The organism is Nitratireductor mangrovi (assembly GCF_007922615.2).
Classification (GTDB): Bacteria; Pseudomonadota; Alphaproteobacteria; order Rhizobiales; family Rhizobiaceae; genus Mangrovimarina; species Mangrovimarina mangrovi.
In genome coordinates, this window is the sequence record NZ_CP042301.2 from 535208 (window position 1) to 552357 (window position 17150).

The window sequence follows — 17150 nt, forward strand, 5'->3', positions numbered from 1 at the left end:
TCGGGGAGTGGCCATGTTGGCTAGCGTAGCGCTTTCCGTCCTGCGTTGCGCCGAAAGCACGAAATTTGAGCCGGCTTTGGCCGATTTGCGGCGGGTTTTCCGGGATTTTCCTTGGAAACTCGCGAAACTGTTTCGTCTTCCGGCGGGAAATCAGCGCCGCCTGGGCGGGGCGCAGACCAAGCCCTGCTCGAAGACACAAGGCGTATAGAGACCGATATCGACCGAACGCGCCGGGCGGCTGCCCTCGGCGACCAGCATGGCAAGGCCCATGCCGCCGATCAGGATGATGAGGCTGACGATGGTAAGCCGGCGTGCGATCATCTCGGGTGTCTCCCTTCCCCGACACCACGAATAATGCCTGCGGACTGAACCTGTCCTGACGCGTCCGTTCATCCACAGTTCAGCTTCGCCGCGGCGTTGGTCTTGGCAGCAAGGGGCCCGGCGCCGGCTTGCCTTTCGACGCTCACGCCTTATTGCTGGAGGACGGCGTTCCGGAGGAGATCATGGCCAAGCAGACCCGACCGATCGAGCTTCATTACTGGCCGACGCCGAACGGCTGGAAGATTTCCATCATGCTGGAGGAACTGGGCGTTCCTTACGAAGTTCGGTACGTCAATATCGCCAGGGGCGAGCAGTTCGAGGCGGAATTCCTGAAGATCGCGCCCAACAACCGCATGCCGGCGATCGTCGATCCGGAAGGCCCGGGCGGGCAGCCGATCTCGCTCTTCGAGTCCGGCGCCATCCTGCAATATCTTGGACGCAAGTTCGGCAAGTTCTATCCCCAGGAGGAACGCGCCCGCGTCGAGGTCGAGCAATGGCTGATGTGGCAGATGGGCGGCCTCGGCCCGATGTGCGGCCAGGCGCATCATTTCCGCCAATACGCCCCCGAGCGGGTCCCTTACGCCATCGACCGCTACACCAACGAGGTCAACCGTCTCTATGGCGTCATGAACAAGCGGCTCGCCGACCGCGACTTCCTCGCCGGCGACTATTCGATCGCCGACATTGCCTGCGTCGGTTGGGTGCGACCGTGGAAGAACCAGGGCCAGGAGATCGACGATTTTCCCAACCTGAAGCGATGGCTGGAAACCATCAGGGCGCGGCCCGCCGTCGAACGCGGCATGGCCGTCGGCCAGGAATATCGCCGCAGTATCGCCGACGACGAGGAAGCGAAAAAGATCCTGTTCGGCCAGCGCGCGCGGGCCTGAGGGAGCGGGGGGCTGGACCTGCGCTCCGGCCCCCAACCGCGGGACCTGCTAGAGCCGGTTCCAGGTCTGTGTCTTGCAGAAGATAGCAGCAACGCAGCCTTTCATCTTAAGTATGCTGCCGGCCAGCGACGCAGACCCGCTATAGGTCTTGTCGTCGGCCGGGTCGGTGATCGAGCCGGAATACTTTCCGCCGCCGCTTGCCTGCATCTTGCCGATCTGCTTGCCGGCATGCTTGCCGGTTTTCAGCTTGATGCAGAAACTGCCGCCGCACTTGGCGATCCCGGCGGTCGCGCCGGACTGGGTTTTCCAGTTGCCCTCGATCGGATCGGCGAACGCCGCGCCTGCGGTCATCAGCAACGCGGCCACGGTTCCTGCCAGAATGCGCTTCATGCTTTCCTCCCTGTCGCGACCGCCGAAAACGTCGGCTCGGTCTTACGCGAACGTCAACGTAATTCAGTTCGCGTGTCAGCGAAAGCGGTGCCGTAACGTCACGCGTTCGATTTCTGGCGTTGTCTTCTCGCCTGCCTCGCGGGTTTTTCGCCGCGCCCTCTTTGTGCGCCGTGGTTAGCCGTTTCTTTCCTCGGCGAGTGGACATTTTAGCGATGCTGCGTCGCAATCGCTGGAGTTCCGCCGACTCCGATGCTTAACGAAACCCTCGATTTACCCCTTGTTTTCATTTCATTTTCTTCAAATTAAGCACGCTATTTAACGGCGGATTCAAGCCTCGCCGGCATCCTCAAGAGCATCGGAACGGCGGCAAACGCTCATTGCAACAAGCCGCCTCCGCGGGACAACAGGGGACTAAAAATGGCGCGTTTTGACATGCTCGAGGCCGGTGTCGGCGACATCGGAAACCAGGCCCAGGCCGACATCCTTTTCGAGCTCGGTATGATGTATGCAACCGGCCGCGACTGCGACGTCGACATGGTGGCCGCCCACAAATGGTTCAACATCGCGGCGATCAAGGGCTCGGAACGGGCCGTGGCGCTGCGCGGCGAGATCGCGGCTTCCATGAGCAAGCTGGAGATCGCCAAGGCGCTGCGCGAGGCACGCGAATGGATGACCATGCACTGAGCGCCGCGGCATGCGGCGCGCAGCGCACGGACGAACCAACAGGCAGCGACGGGGACGGGGACATCTTCAGCGCTGCAATGTGGGAAAGCCGCGACAGGCCGGGTGGTGGCCTTCGCGGCTTTCCGATTCTCAGGCCGGTGAAAACATCTTGAGGCCGAGAATGCCGGCCACGATCAGCGCGATGCAGGCAAGCCGCGCCGCCGTCGCAGGTTCGCCGAAAAGCACGATGCCGAGCGCCGCGGTGCCGACGGCGCCGATCCCTGTCCAGACCGCGTAGGCCGTGCCGACGGGCAGCGTGCGCAGCGCAACGCCGAGCAGGTAGAGGCTGATCGCCATCGCCGCGATTGTCAGCACCGACGGTACCAGCCTGCTGAAGCCTTCGGTGTATTTCAGTCCGATCGCCCACCCGATCTCGAAGAGGCCGGCGACAAACAACACAACCCAGGCCATTGCGGGGACTCCTCAGCGTTTCTTGTCCGACGTCGCGTCACTCGCTTCCCGCGAACCGCGCCAGCACCGTGCCGTCGGTGACCTGCGCGCCTTCCGCGGCGATCTCCGCCAAAGTGCCGTCCTGCGGCGCGGCGATGGTGTGCTCCATCTTCATGGCCTCAAGTACCAGCAGCGCCTGGCCCTTGGTGACCGCGTCGCCGACGGCCGCCCGCACCACCTTGACCAGCCCCGGCATCGGCGCGCGGATTGTGTCGGACCCGCTCGCGGCCTCCTCTGCCTCGGCAACCGGGTCGGGCACGGAGAAATCGTGACCCACCCCGCGCTCGAACACGGTCACATGGCCGGGCCAGACCGCCACGCGCGCCGATTGCGCGTGCAATGCGTCAAAGACGAACTCCTGCCCCTCGCCGAGCTTTACCGCGAAGGCGCCGTCCGGCCGCGCCGTCACCGCCGCGAGAATCTCCGTGCCGTCACGGGCAAGCCGGACGCGCCGGGCGATCGGATGGTAGTGGGAATACCCCGCCAGCCCGTCCCAGGGGTCGGACGAGGCAGGGTCGTGGACGGCGCCCGAGGCCGCGAGTGCCGCCCGCGCCACGATCTCCGGCCCCGGCGCGGCAATGGCGGTCAGCGCTTCCTGATGGCGCTGGATCATGCCGGTGTCGACGTCGCCCGCCGCGAAATCGGCACCGTTCGCCAGCCTTGCCAGGAAGGGGACATTGGCGGTCGAGCCGGCGATTTCGGTGCGCTCCAGCGCCTCGACGAGGGCCGTAAGGGCTGCACCCCGGTCGGCGCCGCGGGTGACCAGCTTGGCGATCATCGGGTCGTAGTAGGGCGAGATGGCGTCGCCCTGGCGCACGCCGGTCTCAACGCGCATGTCGCCCGCGCCGGTGTCGGTCGGGAACCGGAGATGGTGCAGCGTTCCGATCGCCGGCAGGAAGCCGCGTGTGGCATCCTCGGCGTAGATTCGCCCCTCGAAAGCGTGCCCGCAAAGCCGGATCTCTTCCTGCGTTTTCGGCAGTTTCTCGCCGGACGCGACCCGTAGCTGCCATTCGACAAGGTCGACGCCGGTCACCATCTCGGTCACCGGGTGCTCGACCTGCAGCCGCGTGTTCATTTCCATGAACCAGAAGCGGTCCGGCCTGAGCCCGTCGGAGGCGTCGACGATGAATTCGATCGTTCCGGCGCCCGAATAGTCGATGGCTTTCGCCGCCTTGACCGCCGCCTCGGTCATCGCGGCACGCATCTGAGCCGTCATGCCCGGCGCAGGCGCCTCCTCGATCACCTTCTGGTGGCGGCGCTGGGCCGAACAGTCGCGCTCGAACAGGTGGACGGCGTTGCCGTGATTGTCGCCGAACACTTGCACCTCGATATGGCGCGGCTTCTCGACATATTTTTCCACCAGCACGCGCGGGTCGCCGAAGGCGGCCTTGGCCTCGCGCTGTGCCGAAGCCAAAGCCTCGGCGAATTGGTCCGGGTCGTCGACGCGGCGCATGCCCTTGCCGCCGCCGCCGGCGCGCGCCTTGATCAGGACCGGATAGCCGATCTCCTTCGCCTTGCCGGCCAGAAGCACCAGCGCCTGGCCGTCGCCGTGATAGCCCGGCACCACCGGCACGCCGGCCTTTTCCATCAGCCGCTTGGCGGCGTCCTTCAGCCCCATGGCTCGGATCGAATCGGCCGAAGGGCCGATGAAGACCAGCCCGGCCTTGGTCACGGCATCGACGAAATCCGGGTTTTCCGAAAGGAAGCCGTAGCCGGGGTGGATCGCCTCGGCGCCGGTCTCCTTCGCCGCCTGGATGATCTTTTCGCCGACGAGATAGCTGTCGCCCACCGGCGCCGGCCCGATCGCCACCGCCTCGTCGGCCATGGCGACATGCATGGCGCGGCTGTCGGCCTCCGAATAGACCGCGACCGTGCGCACGCCCATGCGCCGCGCCGTGCGGATGACGCGGCAGGCGATCTCGCCACGATTGGCGATCAGGATTTTGGAAAACATCGATCCTCCACTGCGTCGGCACGCCTGCCGGTTAAGCCATTTCCCGGCGGCCAAGTCCAGACGGCGATGAACAGGGGCGTCCGGCGGGATGACAAAGGTGCGGATTGCAGCCGGGGGACGATTTCGCATACCCTCCGGCTCCTTTGTGGAGGATCGCGATCTTGCGTGCGCTCTTGACGTTCCTTTCGGCAGCCCTGGCTGGGCTTGCGGTGCTGGTCTCTCCCGCGGCAGCGCAGGACTGGCAGCCGGTCGAGCAGGTGAAGACCTATGCGATTTCGGGCCAGACCGGCATCGACCTCTACCGTTCGATCGGCGCCAACGGGCCGAAGATCGGCGCCGGACGGGCGATCGCCTACACCGACTTCGACCTCAAATGGTCGCGCGACTACGTGCCCGGGAACGGCCATTGCACGCTGCGCTCGGCGCGGCCGCACCTGATCATCACCTACCGGCTGCCGAAGCCGAAGGGGCCGCTGCCGGCGGCGACGCAGGCGCGCTGGCAGACCTTCATCGACGGCATCGAAAAGCACGAGCGCGTCCACGGCGCCATGATCGTGGCCATGGTCAAGGCGATCCGCGAGACCTCGGTCGGGCTGACCGCCGCCAACGACCCGAACTGCCAGAAGGTGCGCGCCGAACTGAAGACGCGGCTCGCGGCCTTGTCGCTCGAACAGCGCCGCAGGAGCCGCGAGTTCGACCGCGAGGAGATGAGCCAGGGCGGCAATGTCCATCAGCTGATCCTGGCGCTGGTCAACGCCGAATAGGGCAGGGCGCCTCCATTCTCCTCGCCGCCGGGCCGCCGGGCACCCCTTGCGCTTGCGGAATCAGCGCCCGCCGAGGAAGTCGAGCTTGCCGATCGCCACACCCTTGTGGCGCATGATGCCGTGCGCGATCGACAGGTGGAAATAGAAGTTCGGTACCGCGAAATTGAGCACATAGTCGCGCGCCGTAAAGTTGATTGTGCGGCCGCCGCCGGCCGGCAGCGCGACCTCGGTCGCCTCGCGCCCGTCGAAGGCGTCGTCCGGCACCGTCTTCAGATAGGCGACGGTGGCGTCGATGCGCGCGGCAAGGTCGGCAAAGCTGGTTTCGGTGTCAGGCATCGCCGGCGCCTCCAGCCCGCCGACGCGGGCCGGTACGAATTTCGCCGTGTCGGAGGCCCGCTGCACCTGACCCGACAGCGGCAGCATGTCGGGGAAAAGTCGTGCCCCGATGATGTCTTCGACCGGAATGCCTTCGGCTTCGGCATGGGCGCGGGCCTTCTCCAGATTGGCCGACAGGTTGCGGAAGCCGCGGATGAAGACCGGCACGGTGATGTCGAAGAGCGAAAGCGTCATGGGTTGTCCCGCTGGTTGGGTTGCACCGGTGGCAGGTGGGATGCCGAGCAGGCTGGCGCAACGTGGACCGGGCCGAAGTCGCACGGCACAGGCATGATCCCAAAAACCGGTTGCAATTTGCAAGCGCATGTGAAATGAGAATCCAGTTGCAAAACGCAATTGGTTAAGGAGAGAAACATGCGCAGGATCGTGGCCTGGAACCTGATGTCGCTCGACGGTTTGTTCGAGGGCGCCAGGCCCTGGGAACTGGACTTCCACATGACCGCCTGGGGCGACGAGCTCTAAGCCTTCAGCCTCGAACAGGCGGAAGAGATCGGCACGCTGCTTTTCGGCCGCGCGACCTATGAGGGCATGGCGGCTCACTGGAGGGGGGAGAGCGGACCGATCGCCGACTTCATGAACTCGGTCGAAAAGATCGTCGCCTCGCGCACGCTGCCCGAAGCGACCTGGGCGAACAGCCGCCTGCTCGACGGCGAGGTACCCGGCGCGGTCGAGCGGCTCAAGGCCGAACCGGGCAAGGACATCTTTGTCTTCGGCAGCGCCGATCTGGTGGCCGACCTCTTGGCGCACGGGCTGGTCGACGAGTACCGCCTGTGCCTCGCGCCGGTGGTGCTGGGCAACGGCAAGCCGCTGTTCAAGCCGGCGCCGCAGGCGCTCAACATGACGCTGACCAAGGTCACGCCGCTCAAGACCGGCGCGGTCATCCTGCGCTACCTGCCGCGATATCGCGGGTGAAGCGAGCGGCGCCGTTGATGACGGCCGATCTCCCCCCTGTGGGGGAGATTGAGCCTTCCGCGCTTGCATCGCCCCTCCTGTGCACGAGCTCCATCATCGCCACGCCCGCGAAACGCGTCTGGCTTTTGACAAGGGGAAGACGGGCGGCCGTCCGGTCGCTCATCAAGTGTAACGTGCGACCTCGCGGCCGCCCGCCCGGCGTTCTTGCCCGGATGTGCAGGTGCGCGTTGCCGCACGTTCGCCTCAGAACACACGGCACTCGCAAAGCCGGTGGCCTCGCGACCGGAACCCTGTCGGCCCCGCACCTCACCCTGGGGCCCGGACCTGGGGAGTCATCCTCCAGCGATGCCACCGTAGCACCACCGGTCCGGCGCCGGACGCCGCCCGGAGGCTCGGTGCGCATCCGTTTCCCGCGCGGCGATCGACGGGGATGATACGGGGAGGTGGGGAGGGCGTGGATGGAAAGGAAGTTAGCGAACAGGGAATAGTGAGTAGAAACGGGCAGTTGCGCGGACGGACGGGATTGACTTGTCCCGCAGCGACGGGATCGCGGTGCGTCCTTCGAGGCTCCCCTTCGGCAAGCTCAGGGTCGCACCTCAGGATGAGGAGCGACAGTGCTGCATCGCCGTCGCGGCAGCCTCGGCGCTGACCGACCTCATCCTGAGGCGCTTCGCGTTGGCGAAGCCTCTAAGGACGCACGGCCCCAACCCGTTCGAGCCAAGATTGGACAGCGGCGGAAGGTTGTACCTGTTTCTTAACCAAACTGGCCCACCATGCCACCGTCGGGAAGCCAGAATGTTGCCAGAGCCCAAGTCTGACGAAGAGCGCCGTGAGCATCGACGACGCGTCCTCAAGGGCGCCACGATCCTTACCGGGATGCAGAACTCGGCGCTTTCCTGCACCATTCGCAACATGCACCAGCACGGCGCGGAAATCCGGATCGATGCAGACGTGCCCGTCCCAAGCCACTTCCTGCTTTATGTTCCAAGCGAGGGCATCGGCTATCGGGCGACCCTGGCCTGGCGGAAGGGCGACCGTGCGGGGCTCAGGTTCGATGGCACCGAGCCGAAACCGTCCTGGCACTACGGATAGCTGGACGGCTGCCCGCAACCTCCCGCGACCAGCGCGGTGCCGACGTTATTTGCCCAGGCGCACGGAACGTTCGAAATGGCCCGTGCCAAGGTCGGTGACCGGTCCGACATCACCTGATTGCGCCGTCGCGCCCTGTTGCTTGAAGCGATGCTCGCGGTGCCAGGCGAGGACAGGCGGTAAATACCAATGTCGCCGCCTGGTTGCGTAGGCTTGCCTACAGGTATTAGAAGTCTTCAGGTCTAGCTTATCGAGGGGTAGGTAACGCGATGGCGGACAACTGGCACGTAAGGTGGCTGCGCGAAGGAGTGAGAAAGTGGAACAAGCGCCGCAAGAAAGTTGCTTTCGTACCCGATCTTTCCGGGCTTCGCTTCTTCGATCTATTGCCAAACGATTTTCGCGACAAACCTAAGACGTCAAGGTATTTTGAGAAGATAGATCTTTCTGGGGCGAACCTCAGAGGCGCAGATCTTTCGCGGTTGAACTTTGCGAAAGCCAAATTTAAACACGCAATGCTTCTGAATGCAGACCTGTCGAAATCGAATTTTAAAGACGCAGACTTTACCCGTGCAGACCTAGTCGGATCGTCATTCGATGAATCTTATCTAGCTGGCGCCCTATTTGATAGACCCACAATTGCCAATGTGACCTTCGACCGGGCCAACGGATCAGGCGCCACATTCATCGGCGCTGACCTGGGATCGGCTGAAAGAGCGACGCTTACGTCGATTGGTGCGCGCATATTTGCTTCGCGGCACGAATATTTGTCAGAAGTTATAGAAAAAAAAGATAAAGATAATTTATCGGCTATGGTAGAAACAAAACATGATTCTACCAAGAAGAAATATAAAAATAGATACGATGTTGTTTTCGCAACGAATAGGAATCCGATTATTTCGCGAGGCGAAATTACTGATTTTGGGACCAAAAATAGTCAAAAACTCTCGTTTGGAGTTTGCGAAGTCATAGTGCCGGAAACGCACCGAATGGGCTCATTAGGCTCACCGATGTGGAAGAGATTGCTCAATCGGAGCGACGATCGGCTCAAGTTGCAGCACCTCATAATCCTTAATGAGGAGCTATTTGGTGAGTTTGTTAGAAGTATCGAAGCAAGAATGAGGTTGCGCGAGAAGCCCACTATTTTTGTCCATGGGTACAATACAAGCTTCAAAGAATCAGTAATAAGAGCAGCGCAGCTCGGCTTCGATTTAGGAATTGGACAAGGTATTGGACTATTCAGCTGGCCGTCATTAGGTAAGATTCATGGTTATCTTGCTGATGAAGCTTCTTGCGAAGCAAGTAAGTATTACCTGGCAGATTTTATTGAGAAATTTGTGCGTATTTCAAAAGAAGAAAGCGTAAATATTATATCGCACAGCATGGGTTGTCGATGCGTAATGAATGCACTTGAAGTTCTTTCAAATGGTAGAAAAGAAATACTTAAAAAAGTGAATCAGATAATACTTGCGGCTGCAGATGTGGATACGGCAATCATGCCGAATCTGGCAAGGCATGCTGTGGGTCAGTGCGCAAGAACCACGTCCTACGTTTCGGACGGTGACAAGGCACTGGCAATTTCGGGCTGGTTTCACAATTTTCCGAGGGTTGGCGTTATGCCTCCGCCATACGTCTTGAATGGGATGGACACGATCGCTGTTAATGATAAAGAGTTGGGAGATCTTTCTCATGGTTATTTTTCTACTAGTAGAACTGTATTATCAGATATTTTTACCATCCTGAAGCACAACAGCCCGCCGAGCGATCGGCACTCTATTGAAGAAGCGGTGCAGGATAACCTATTGTTTTGGAGGTTAAGAAACTAGAGGGAAGATTGCATCGCGGATAGTTCCCATCTTGGTGGGTACTCGGAGCGGCCGAGGCGCACTGCCCGCCCGACGTGCGCCGGTGCGGGAGAAGCTAGAGGCAATCAGGTATCGCCACGCAACATCCGCAATCGTTCCGGCATGGATCCTCGGGTCAGGCCCGAGGATGAACGACCGGGTACCCAGTCCGAGCGAAAACCATCGCCGCGCTTGACCCCCGGCCCGAAAATATCTGTGATCCGCGCCGGCTCACCAGAACGGAAAAAGCAATTGCATCGTCCCAAGCTCCTGATGATCTGCGGCAAGATCGCCTCAGGCAAGTCGACGCTGGCGGCGAGGCTGGCGCAGGCGCCGGACACCGTGCTGATCAGCGAGGATTTCTGGCTGGCGCGGCTCTATCCGGGCGAGATCGCGACGATCGAGGACTATGCGCGCTGCACGCGGCGGCTGCGCGAGGCCATGGCGCCGCTGGTCGCCGACCTGCTGCGCTCGGTCTCCGTGGTGCTCGACTTCCAGGCCAACACGCCTTCCGCGCGCGCCTGGATGCGCGGCATCTTCGAGAAGGCGGGCGCGGCGCACGAGCTTCATTATCTCAGGGCGAGCGATGCCGTGTGCAAGGCGAGGCTCGCCGCCCGCAACGCGACGGGCGGGCACGAATACCGGGTGAGCGAGGCCGAGTTCGACCTCTTCACCAGCCACTTCGTCGAGCCTTCGGCGGAGGAGGGGTTTTCGATCGTCCTGCACGATCAGGGGTAGGGCCGAGCGGCGCGGCCGCGAGCTGCGGGCAGGGCGCGGGCGCGTCAGGCCGTCCGCAGGATCTTCTCCATCGCCTTGCCCCTGGCGAGTTCGTCGACCAGCTTGTCGAGGATGCGGATCTCGCGCATCGTCGGCTCCTCGACTTCTTCCACGCGCACGCCGCAGATCACGCCGGTGACCTTGTCGCGGGCCGGGTTGGGTTTCGGCGCCTCGGCGAAGAAGGTCTCGAAATCGGTCTTGGCCACAAGCACGGCCTCAAGCTCGGCGGGGCCGTAGCCGGTCAGCCAGGCGATGATCTCGTCGACCTCCTGCTTCGTGCGCCCCTTCCTCTCGGCCTTGGCGACATAGTGCGGATAGACGCTGGCGAAACTCGTCGCATAGATGCGGTGCCTGGCCATCAGGGCTCCCCGGTGATCGTGGTGCGCGGCGCGGCGGAGCCTGAGGCGGACGGCCGCCAAATGCAAGGTCGGCGCGCCTCGTGGTGCGTGCCCGGCCCGGCGGTCATGCCTTCCTTGCCAGCCAAATGACGTGGCGGGCGCCACGCCTGGTGGTGCCGGCGCGCACGGTCACTTCCTCGACGGCCAGCCCGGCCGCGCGCAGGCGGCGGGTGAAGCCGCGGTCGGGCCTGGCCGACCACACCGCGAGAACGCCGCCGGGCGCCAGCGCCGACCGTGCGGCGGCAAGCCCGCCGGCGCTATAGAGCGCATCGTTGCCGGCCCGGCTCAGCCCTTCGGGACCGTTGTCGACGTCGAGCAGGATGGCGTCCCAGCCCTCCCGCGCCTGGCGGATCGCGGCGGCGACGTCCGCCTCCAGCACCGTGACGCGCGGGTCGTCGAGGCTGTCGCCGTGAAGTACCGCAAGCGGGCCGCGCGCCCAGGCGATCACCGCCGGGACCAGCTCGGCCACGGTGACACGCGCTTGCGGCGGCAGCAGCGGCAGGCAGGCGCGCAGCGTGAAGCCGAGGCCGAGGCCGCCGATCAGGAGCCGCGGCGCGGGCGCGGCGAGGCGCTCGATCGCAAGCCGCGCCAGCGCCTCCTCCGAGCCGCTGAGCCGGCTGTTCATCAGTTCGTTGGCGCCGAGCATGATGGAGAACTCGGTGCCGCGCCGCTTCAGCCGCAGCGTCTCGCGGCCGCCGGGCACGGTCGCCGTGTCGAGCGTTTCCCACGGGATCATCGCGGCAACTCCGGTCGGGCTTGCAACAGCGCACTCATGTGGCGAGGTCGCGGAAGCTGGATCGCGCGATGCCGGCAATGCGGTGGTTTGCCATCTGGACTCCGCCCCTGTCGCCGGCTGCTTCTAGCGGCACGGCCGGCAGGGCGCAACGCCGCGCCGAAATCCACGACGTTCACTAGCTGAAATGCGGCAGCGACGGGACGTTTTCATGGGATTGCACCGGGCGGCCAGGGGCTAAGCCTGCGTGAACAGTCCAACGGACCCCCGGCATGCTGCGTGAGATCAGACCGCTCGGCGCTCTCCTGCTCGGAACCTTCCTGATGATGGTGGGGACCGGCCTCGGCAACGTGGTCGTGCCGTTGCGCGCGGCGGCCGAGGGCTGGTCGCCGACGACCATTGCCTGGATCGGCACCTGCTATGCCGTGGCCTTCACCGCGGGATGCCTGCTGACGCCGCTTTTCGTGCGCCGGGTCGGCCATATCAGGGTGTTCGCGGTGCTGCAGACGACGCTCGCCGCCTCGATGCTGCTGCACGCGATGGTGACCGACCCGGTGGCCTGGGCGGTGTTCCGCGCCATGGGCGGGCTGACGCTGGTGGGCGGCTACATGGTGGTGGAAAGCTGGCTGAACGAGCGCGTCGGCAACAGCAATCGCGGCGCGGTCTTCGCCGCCTACATGATCGTCTCGATGTCGGGCGTCGCGGTCGGCCAGTTCATCCTGCCGCTCGGCGACGTCAGATCGGCGAACCTGTTCATGATCGCCGCGCTGGCCTTCGGCGCCGCGCTCATCCCGGTGGCGCTGTCGGTCGCGCCGGCGCCGCAGCCGCTGGCCGAGGTCCGGATCAAGGCGCTGTCGCTGTTCAGAAAGTCGCCGGCAGCCGTCGTCGGCTCGCTGCTGGCCGGCGTGATCTTCGGCAACTGGATGTATTTCGGCCCCCTCTACGGGCGCGCGGTCGGGCTCTCCTCGACCGGCATTGCCGCGATGCTGACCGCCGCCATGGTCGGCGGCATGCTGTTCCAGGTGCCGTTCGGCAAGCTCTCCGACCGCGTCGACCGCCGCTATGTCATGGCGCTGGCCGGCGCCATCGGGGTGGCGATCTCGGTCGCCATGGTGGTGCTGGCGCCGACGCGGCCGGTCAGCATCATCCTCGGCACGTTCGCGCTCGGCTCGGTGCTCTTCACCATCTACGCCCTCAACGTCGCCCACGCCAACGACCAGGCGAGTTCGGACGAGTTCGTGCAGGTCTCGGGCGGGCTGCTGATCGTCTACGGGATCGGCACCATGGTCGGCCCGCAGCTCGGCGGGCGGCTGATGGACGGCTTCGGGCCGAACGGCTTCTTCATGGCGATCGGCGGCGTCTATGCGGTCTACGGGCTCTACGCGCTGTGGCGCTCGTGGCGGAACGAAGCGCTGCCGCCCGAACTGCGCACCGATTTCCGGGTGGTGCCGGCGCTGCCGGCGGCGACGCCGGAAACGCTCGCCACCATGGATGCGCGCACCGAGGAGGAGGCACCGCCGCCTACATCCTGAAGACGCCGAACTTCGTCTCCGCCATCTCGGCGTTGAGGGCCGCCGAGAGCGGCGAAGTCCGGTCGCGATCCCTCGCCGGCCGGACTCGGCGGGACCTCCCGCGCGGCAATGACGATGGCGGATTCGGCGGCGCGCAGGATGCGCAGCGCATGGGCAAGGAGATGGCGGGGCAGGGTGGCGGCACGCGCGTAGCCTGCCTGCCCGCTTTCTTTAAGCCCGGCAAGCGCGAACGGCGCCGCGAGAATGCGCTCCAGCCCTGCGCCATTGCGTCTGATTGCAAATGCCCAGTCCATTCCAACCTCATTGTCGACCGGAGTCCTGCGGACCCCGCGCAGCGGTATTTGCGAGAGGCATGGTAGGGGAGGTGGCGGAGGCGGGATAAAATACGTGGGAAATATCGGTAGGAGGGGCGGAAGATACGGCTGCGGTCGAACAAACGGGATTGAATTATTCAAGCCCACAACCCAGTAGCCTACTTGCCGCCCAGCTCTGCAAGGGCTTCCGATACGCGCTCTCGCGCCTGTGCAGCCTTGTTGTGGTTGAAAGGCATGTGAACCGGGTCGAACTTCGTTAGGGCATTGTCCAAGTGCAATAGCGCCGTTTCCACGTGCGTGCGTGCCCTGTCGGGTTCGAATATCGCCAAGCTTACAAACGTAAGGCCGATGTTTTCCTGCGTCATCGCCCATTGGACCGGGTGGTCGGCCTCGGTGCGGACGCGCAGGGCGGCGCGATAGGCCTCGACGGCTTCGGCGAGGCCTGCGCCGCCAAACCGTTTGCCTTGATCATACAGCTCGGTGGCCAGCACGGCGATCAATCCTGCTTGATCGTCCTCAGAGAACGGCGCAAAAAAGCCTGCAGCGGTCTGAAAATGTTCCGCAGCCAGATTCGCATCACCCTTCAAGAGGGCGGCACGTCCACGCTCAACTCGAAGATCGACCTGCTTTCGAATCTGTTTCAACGTGTATTCGGTCTGCTGCATTTCTTCGGCGTCAGCCAGACGCGCATCGGCTTCCTCGAAATCGCCGCCGGCCAGCGCCGCCTGGGCGGCAGCCATCAGATTGGCGATGCGACCCTCGGCCTCCGCCAACGCGGAAAGCCGCACCTGCATTTCCTGGAAGTCCTTAGCCTTTTGCTTGAGAAAGCTTTCGAGTTCCGCCGCCGGCGCATCGGGATTGTCATGCCCGAAACGCATCGCGAGGTTTTCCAGGAGTGCTGACGGCAAGCCGGTGTCCTGCGGAAGCGGATGGACCGCAACTGGCGGGTGGCGGCAGGCTTCAACTTCTTCGTCTGAGATGCCTAGTGCCTCACAGAGGGCACTAATTGTCTTGGCTTGCGGCTGGGCGACCTTCCCGTTTTCGATTTCGGAAACACGAGACCGCTTGGCGATATCGCCGAGCGCCTTTAGCGCCAGATCGCTCGCGCTGATGCCGTCGTTTTCTCGATAACGGCGAACTAGGAGGCCAAAACGAGCGCCGAAGGTCATTTCCGTAACAATCCGTACACCGCGCGTAAGAGAGCGCAATTCTGGCGAACGTCCGTGCCGTCGGATTCCCGCCTTCGAGCCTAGATTCCCCAAGTCGACAAAACATAGCCGTCCGGGCGGCGACCCTCAACCGATAAGGATCGCCGATATGCTTAAGTACGTTCATTCATTCATCTATGCCGGCATGTCCGCCGGTTACGCCGGAACATGCATCGGTGCAGATAAGCTGATCGTATCCGGTCTACTGGCTGCGCTTTACCTGGTGCTGGCAATCGAAGATTTCCGCAACCGTCGCAACGGGGGCGGGGGGCACGAACCGCCCATCTGAGACGTGCATTTCGGGGCGGCCTCGGGCCGCCCCGTCACCCCTCCCGCAATATCTTCTCCATCTTCCTGCCCCGCGCCAGCTCGTCGATGAGCTTGTCGAGGTAGCGGATTTCGCGCATCAGCGGGTCCTCGATTTCCTCGACGCGAATGCCGCAGATCAGGCCGGTGATCTGATCGCGCTTCGGGTTGAGGCGAGGGGCTTCGGTGATGAAGTGCTCGATGTCGGTCTTGTCGTCCAGCACCGCCTTGAGGCCGGCGTGTCGTCGTAGCCCATCAGCCACGCGATGATCCGGTCGACTTCTGCCTTAGTGCCTTTGGGCGTTCAGGCATGGATCCTCGGGTCAAGCCCGAGGATGACGACGGCGTCGAGATGCTGTACCGTTAGCTCGCCGGGTCCCCGCTGCTGCGGAGCGTCCCGGCGTTCGCTAGCCTTTCATCGTGCCAATGGCACGATGACTTCGCTTCGCGAACCGGCTGCTCACATCCTGAAGACGCCGAACTTCGTCTCCGCCATCTCGGCGTTGAGCGCGGCCGAGAGCGACAGCGCCAGCACCTGGCGCGTCTTGGCCGGGTCGATGATGCCGTCGTCCCAGAGCCGGGCCGAGGAATAGAGCGGGTGGCCCTCGCGCTCGTATTTTTCCAGGATCGGCTTCTTGAACGCGGCCTCTTCCTCGGCCGACCAGGCGCCGCCCTTCCTCTCGATGCCCTCGCGCTTGACCAGCGACAGCACGGTGGCGGCCTGTTCGCCGCCCATCACCGAGATGCGCGCATTGGGCCACATCCACAAGAAGCGCGGCGAGTAGGCACGTCCGCACATGCCGTAATTGCCGGCGCCGAAGGAACCGCCGATGATGATGGTGACCTTGGGCACGCGCGCGGTGGCGACCGCGGTGACCAGCTTGGCGCCGTCCTTGGCGATGCCGCCGGCCTCGTATTTGCGGCCGACCATGAAGCCGGTGATGTTCTGCAGGAAGACCAGCGGGATGTTGCGCTGGCAGCAGAGCTCGATGAAATGCGCGCCCTTGAGCGCTGATTCCGAAAACAGCACGCCATTGTTGGCGATGATGCCGACCGGCAGGCCGTGGAGATGGGCAAAGCCGGTGACCAGCGTGGTGCCGTAATTGGCCTTGAACTCGTCGAGTTCGGAGCCGTCGACGATGCGGGCGATCACCTCGCGCACGTCGTAGGGCGTGCGGGTGTCGCCGGGCACGACGCCGTAGATCTCCTCGGCGGCGAAGAGCGGGGCGCGCGGCGCACGCGTCTCGAGCCGCGCCGGCTTGGGCCGGTTGAGATTGGCGACGATGCGGCGCACCAGACCGAGCGCGTGCTCGTCATTGATGGCGTAATGGTCGGCAACGCCCGATTCGCGCGTGTGCAGGTCGGCGCCGCCGAGTTCCTCGGCCGAGACGTCCTCGCCGGTCGCCGCCTTCACCAGCGGCGGGCCGCCGAGGAAGATGGTTGCCTGCTTGCGCACCATGATGGTTTCGTCCGACATCGCCGGCACGTAGGCGCCGCCCGCCGTGCACGAGCCCATGACGCAGGCGATCTGCGGAATGCCGGCAGCCGACATGTTGGCCTGGTTGAAGAAGATTCGGCCGAAATGCTCGCGGTCGGGAAAGACCTCGTCCTGGTTGGGCAGATTGGCGCCGCCCGAATCGACCAGATAGATGCAGGGCAGGTTGTTCTGCAGCGCGATCTCCTGGGCGCGCAGGTGCTTTTTCACCGTCATCGGATAATAGGTGCCGCCCTTCACGGTGGCGTCGTTGACGACGATCATCACCTCGCGGCCCGAGACGCGGCCGATGCCGGCGATCATGCCGGCCGACGCGATGTCGCCGGAATACATGTCGAAGGCGGCGAACTGGCCGATCTCCAGGAAGGGCGAGCCGGCGTCGAGCAACTGCGCCAGCCGCTCGCGCGGCAACAGCTTGCCGCGCGCGACGTGGCGCTCGCGTGCTTCCCCGGGGCCGCCGGTCTCGACCTCGGCCGCCTTGCCGGCGATCTCGGCCACCAGCGCCTTCATGCGGGCGGCATTGTCGCGGAAGGCCTCGGAGGCAGGGGAGAGGGCGGATTGGATGACGGCCATTGACGATTCCGTTTTGATATCATATTCTAATATCATCGTTGCGCATGACGTGCGACCGCCAATGAGCCGGCCTTGGCCGGAGCAACGCGC

At 64.0% G+C, this 17150-nt stretch carries 18 protein-coding genes and 1 pseudogene; 9 read left to right on the top strand and 10 right to left on the bottom strand.

Going from position 1 to position 17150, the window contains the following annotated elements:
- Positions 1–150: 150 nt before the first annotated feature.
- On the bottom strand, positions 151–321 hold the full coding sequence (locus tag FQ775_RS02520; protein ID WP_167812741.1) for a hypothetical protein: 171 nt from the start codon (positions 319–321) through the stop codon (positions 151–153).
- A 182-nt stretch (positions 322–503) separates the two neighbouring features.
- On the opposite strand from FQ775_RS02520, the gene FQ775_RS02525 reads away from it, so the two are divergent.
- Positions 504–1208, top strand: a complete 705-nt coding sequence (locus FQ775_RS02525; RefSeq protein WP_146299805.1) for a glutathione S-transferase family protein — start codon at positions 504–506, stop codon at positions 1206–1208.
- Positions 1209–1256: 48 nt separating this feature from the next.
- Here the strand turns inward: FQ775_RS02525 and FQ775_RS02530 are convergent, their stop codons facing one another.
- Positions 1257–1598, bottom strand: coding sequence for a DUF2147 domain-containing protein (locus FQ775_RS02530; protein WP_146299806.1), 342 nt, complete (start codon positions 1596–1598; stop codon positions 1257–1259).
- 417 nt (positions 1599–2015) lie between these two features.
- On the opposite strand from FQ775_RS02530, the gene FQ775_RS02535 reads away from it, so the two are divergent.
- The gene (locus tag FQ775_RS02535) at positions 2016–2282 is read left to right on the top strand and encodes an SEL1-like repeat protein (RefSeq protein ID WP_146299807.1); all 267 of its coding nucleotides are present in this window, start codon (positions 2016–2018) and stop codon (positions 2280–2282) included.
- 129 nt (positions 2283–2411) lie between these two features.
- Here FQ775_RS02535 and sugE read toward each other — a convergent pair whose 3' ends face one another.
- Both sugE and FQ775_RS02545 read right to left on the bottom strand, forming a co-directional pair.
- Positions 2412–2732, bottom strand: coding sequence for a quaternary ammonium compound efflux SMR transporter SugE (sugE, locus tag FQ775_RS02540; protein WP_146299808.1), 321 nt, complete (start codon positions 2730–2732; stop codon positions 2412–2414).
- A 37-nt stretch (positions 2733–2769) separates the two neighbouring features.
- On the bottom strand, positions 2770–4725 hold the full coding sequence (locus FQ775_RS02545) for an acetyl-CoA carboxylase biotin carboxylase subunit (protein WP_146299809.1): 1956 nt from the start codon (positions 4723–4725) through the stop codon (positions 2770–2772).
- Between the two features lie 161 nt (positions 4726–4886).
- Between FQ775_RS02545 and FQ775_RS02550 the strand changes: the two genes are divergently transcribed.
- A complete protein-coding gene (locus tag FQ775_RS02550; protein WP_146299810.1) occupies positions 4887–5489 on the top strand; it encodes a DUF922 domain-containing Zn-dependent protease in 603 nt (200 codons plus the stop codon).
- 60 nt (positions 5490–5549) lie between these two features.
- Here the strand turns inward: FQ775_RS02550 and FQ775_RS02555 are convergent, their stop codons facing one another.
- Entirely contained in the window at positions 5550–6059 is a 510-nt protein-coding gene (locus tag FQ775_RS02555; protein WP_146299811.1) for a DUF1993 domain-containing protein, read from the bottom strand.
- A gap of 312 nt (positions 6060–6371) precedes the next feature.
- Between FQ775_RS02555 and FQ775_RS02560 the strand changes: the two genes are divergently transcribed.
- The 4 genes from FQ775_RS02560 to FQ775_RS02575 all read left to right on the top strand — a co-directional run bounded on the left by FQ775_RS02560 (position 6372) and on the right by FQ775_RS02575 (position 10462).
- Positions 6372–6794, top strand: a complete 423-nt coding sequence (locus tag FQ775_RS02560) for a dihydrofolate reductase family protein (protein ID WP_432420061.1) — start codon at positions 6372–6374, stop codon at positions 6792–6794.
- 795 nt (positions 6795–7589) lie between these two features.
- The gene (locus FQ775_RS02565; protein ID WP_146301677.1) at positions 7590–7886 is read left to right on the top strand and encodes a PilZ domain-containing protein; all 297 of its coding nucleotides are present in this window, start codon (positions 7590–7592) and stop codon (positions 7884–7886) included.
- A gap of 266 nt (positions 7887–8152) precedes the next feature.
- The gene (locus FQ775_RS02570) at positions 8153–9706 is read left to right on the top strand and encodes an alpha/beta hydrolase (RefSeq protein ID WP_146301676.1); all 1554 of its coding nucleotides are present in this window, start codon (positions 8153–8155) and stop codon (positions 9704–9706) included.
- Positions 9707–9997: 291 nt separating this feature from the next.
- Positions 9998–10462, top strand: a complete 465-nt coding sequence (locus tag FQ775_RS02575) for a P-loop nucleotide/nucleoside kinase family protein (RefSeq protein ID WP_146302125.1) — start codon at positions 9998–10000, stop codon at positions 10460–10462.
- Positions 10463–10506: 44 nt separating this feature from the next.
- Here the strand turns inward: FQ775_RS02575 and FQ775_RS02580 are convergent, their stop codons facing one another.
- Both FQ775_RS02580 and FQ775_RS02585 read right to left on the bottom strand, forming a co-directional pair.
- Positions 10507–10860, bottom strand: a complete 354-nt coding sequence (locus tag FQ775_RS02580) for a DUF2200 domain-containing protein (protein ID WP_146301675.1) — start codon at positions 10858–10860, stop codon at positions 10507–10509.
- A gap of 103 nt (positions 10861–10963) precedes the next feature.
- Positions 10964–11635: a spermidine synthase gene (locus tag FQ775_RS02585; RefSeq protein WP_146301674.1), complete on the bottom strand. Its 672-nt coding sequence runs from the start codon at positions 11633–11635 to the stop codon at positions 10964–10966.
- Positions 11636–11904: 269 nt separating this feature from the next.
- On the opposite strand from FQ775_RS02585, the gene FQ775_RS02590 reads away from it, so the two are divergent.
- Positions 11905–13164, top strand: a complete 1260-nt coding sequence (locus FQ775_RS02590; protein WP_146301673.1) for an MFS transporter — start codon at positions 11905–11907, stop codon at positions 13162–13164.
- Positions 13165–13636: 472 nt separating this feature from the next.
- On the opposite strand, the gene FQ775_RS02595 is transcribed toward FQ775_RS02590, so the two are convergent.
- A complete protein-coding gene (locus tag FQ775_RS02595) occupies positions 13637–14647 on the bottom strand; it encodes a helix-turn-helix domain-containing protein (protein WP_146301672.1) in 1011 nt (336 codons plus the stop codon).
- A gap of 148 nt (positions 14648–14795) precedes the next feature.
- Between FQ775_RS02595 and FQ775_RS02600 the strand changes: the two genes are divergently transcribed.
- On the top strand, positions 14796–14975 hold the full coding sequence (locus FQ775_RS02600) for a hypothetical protein (protein ID WP_146301671.1): 180 nt from the start codon (positions 14796–14798) through the stop codon (positions 14973–14975).
- A 34-nt stretch (positions 14976–15009) separates the two neighbouring features.
- Here FQ775_RS02600 and FQ775_RS02605 read toward each other — a convergent pair.
- Together FQ775_RS02605 and FQ775_RS02610 are read right to left on the bottom strand one after the other, a co-directional pair.
- Positions 15010–15284, bottom strand: a pseudogene (locus FQ775_RS02605) (DUF2200 family protein); the annotation flags it as partial.
- Positions 15285–15452: 168 nt separating this feature from the next.
- Complete coding sequence (locus FQ775_RS02610; RefSeq protein WP_146301670.1) at positions 15453–17060, bottom strand: carboxyl transferase domain-containing protein; 1608 nt, start codon at positions 17058–17060, stop codon at positions 15453–15455.
- Positions 17061–17150: the final 90 nt, after the last annotated feature.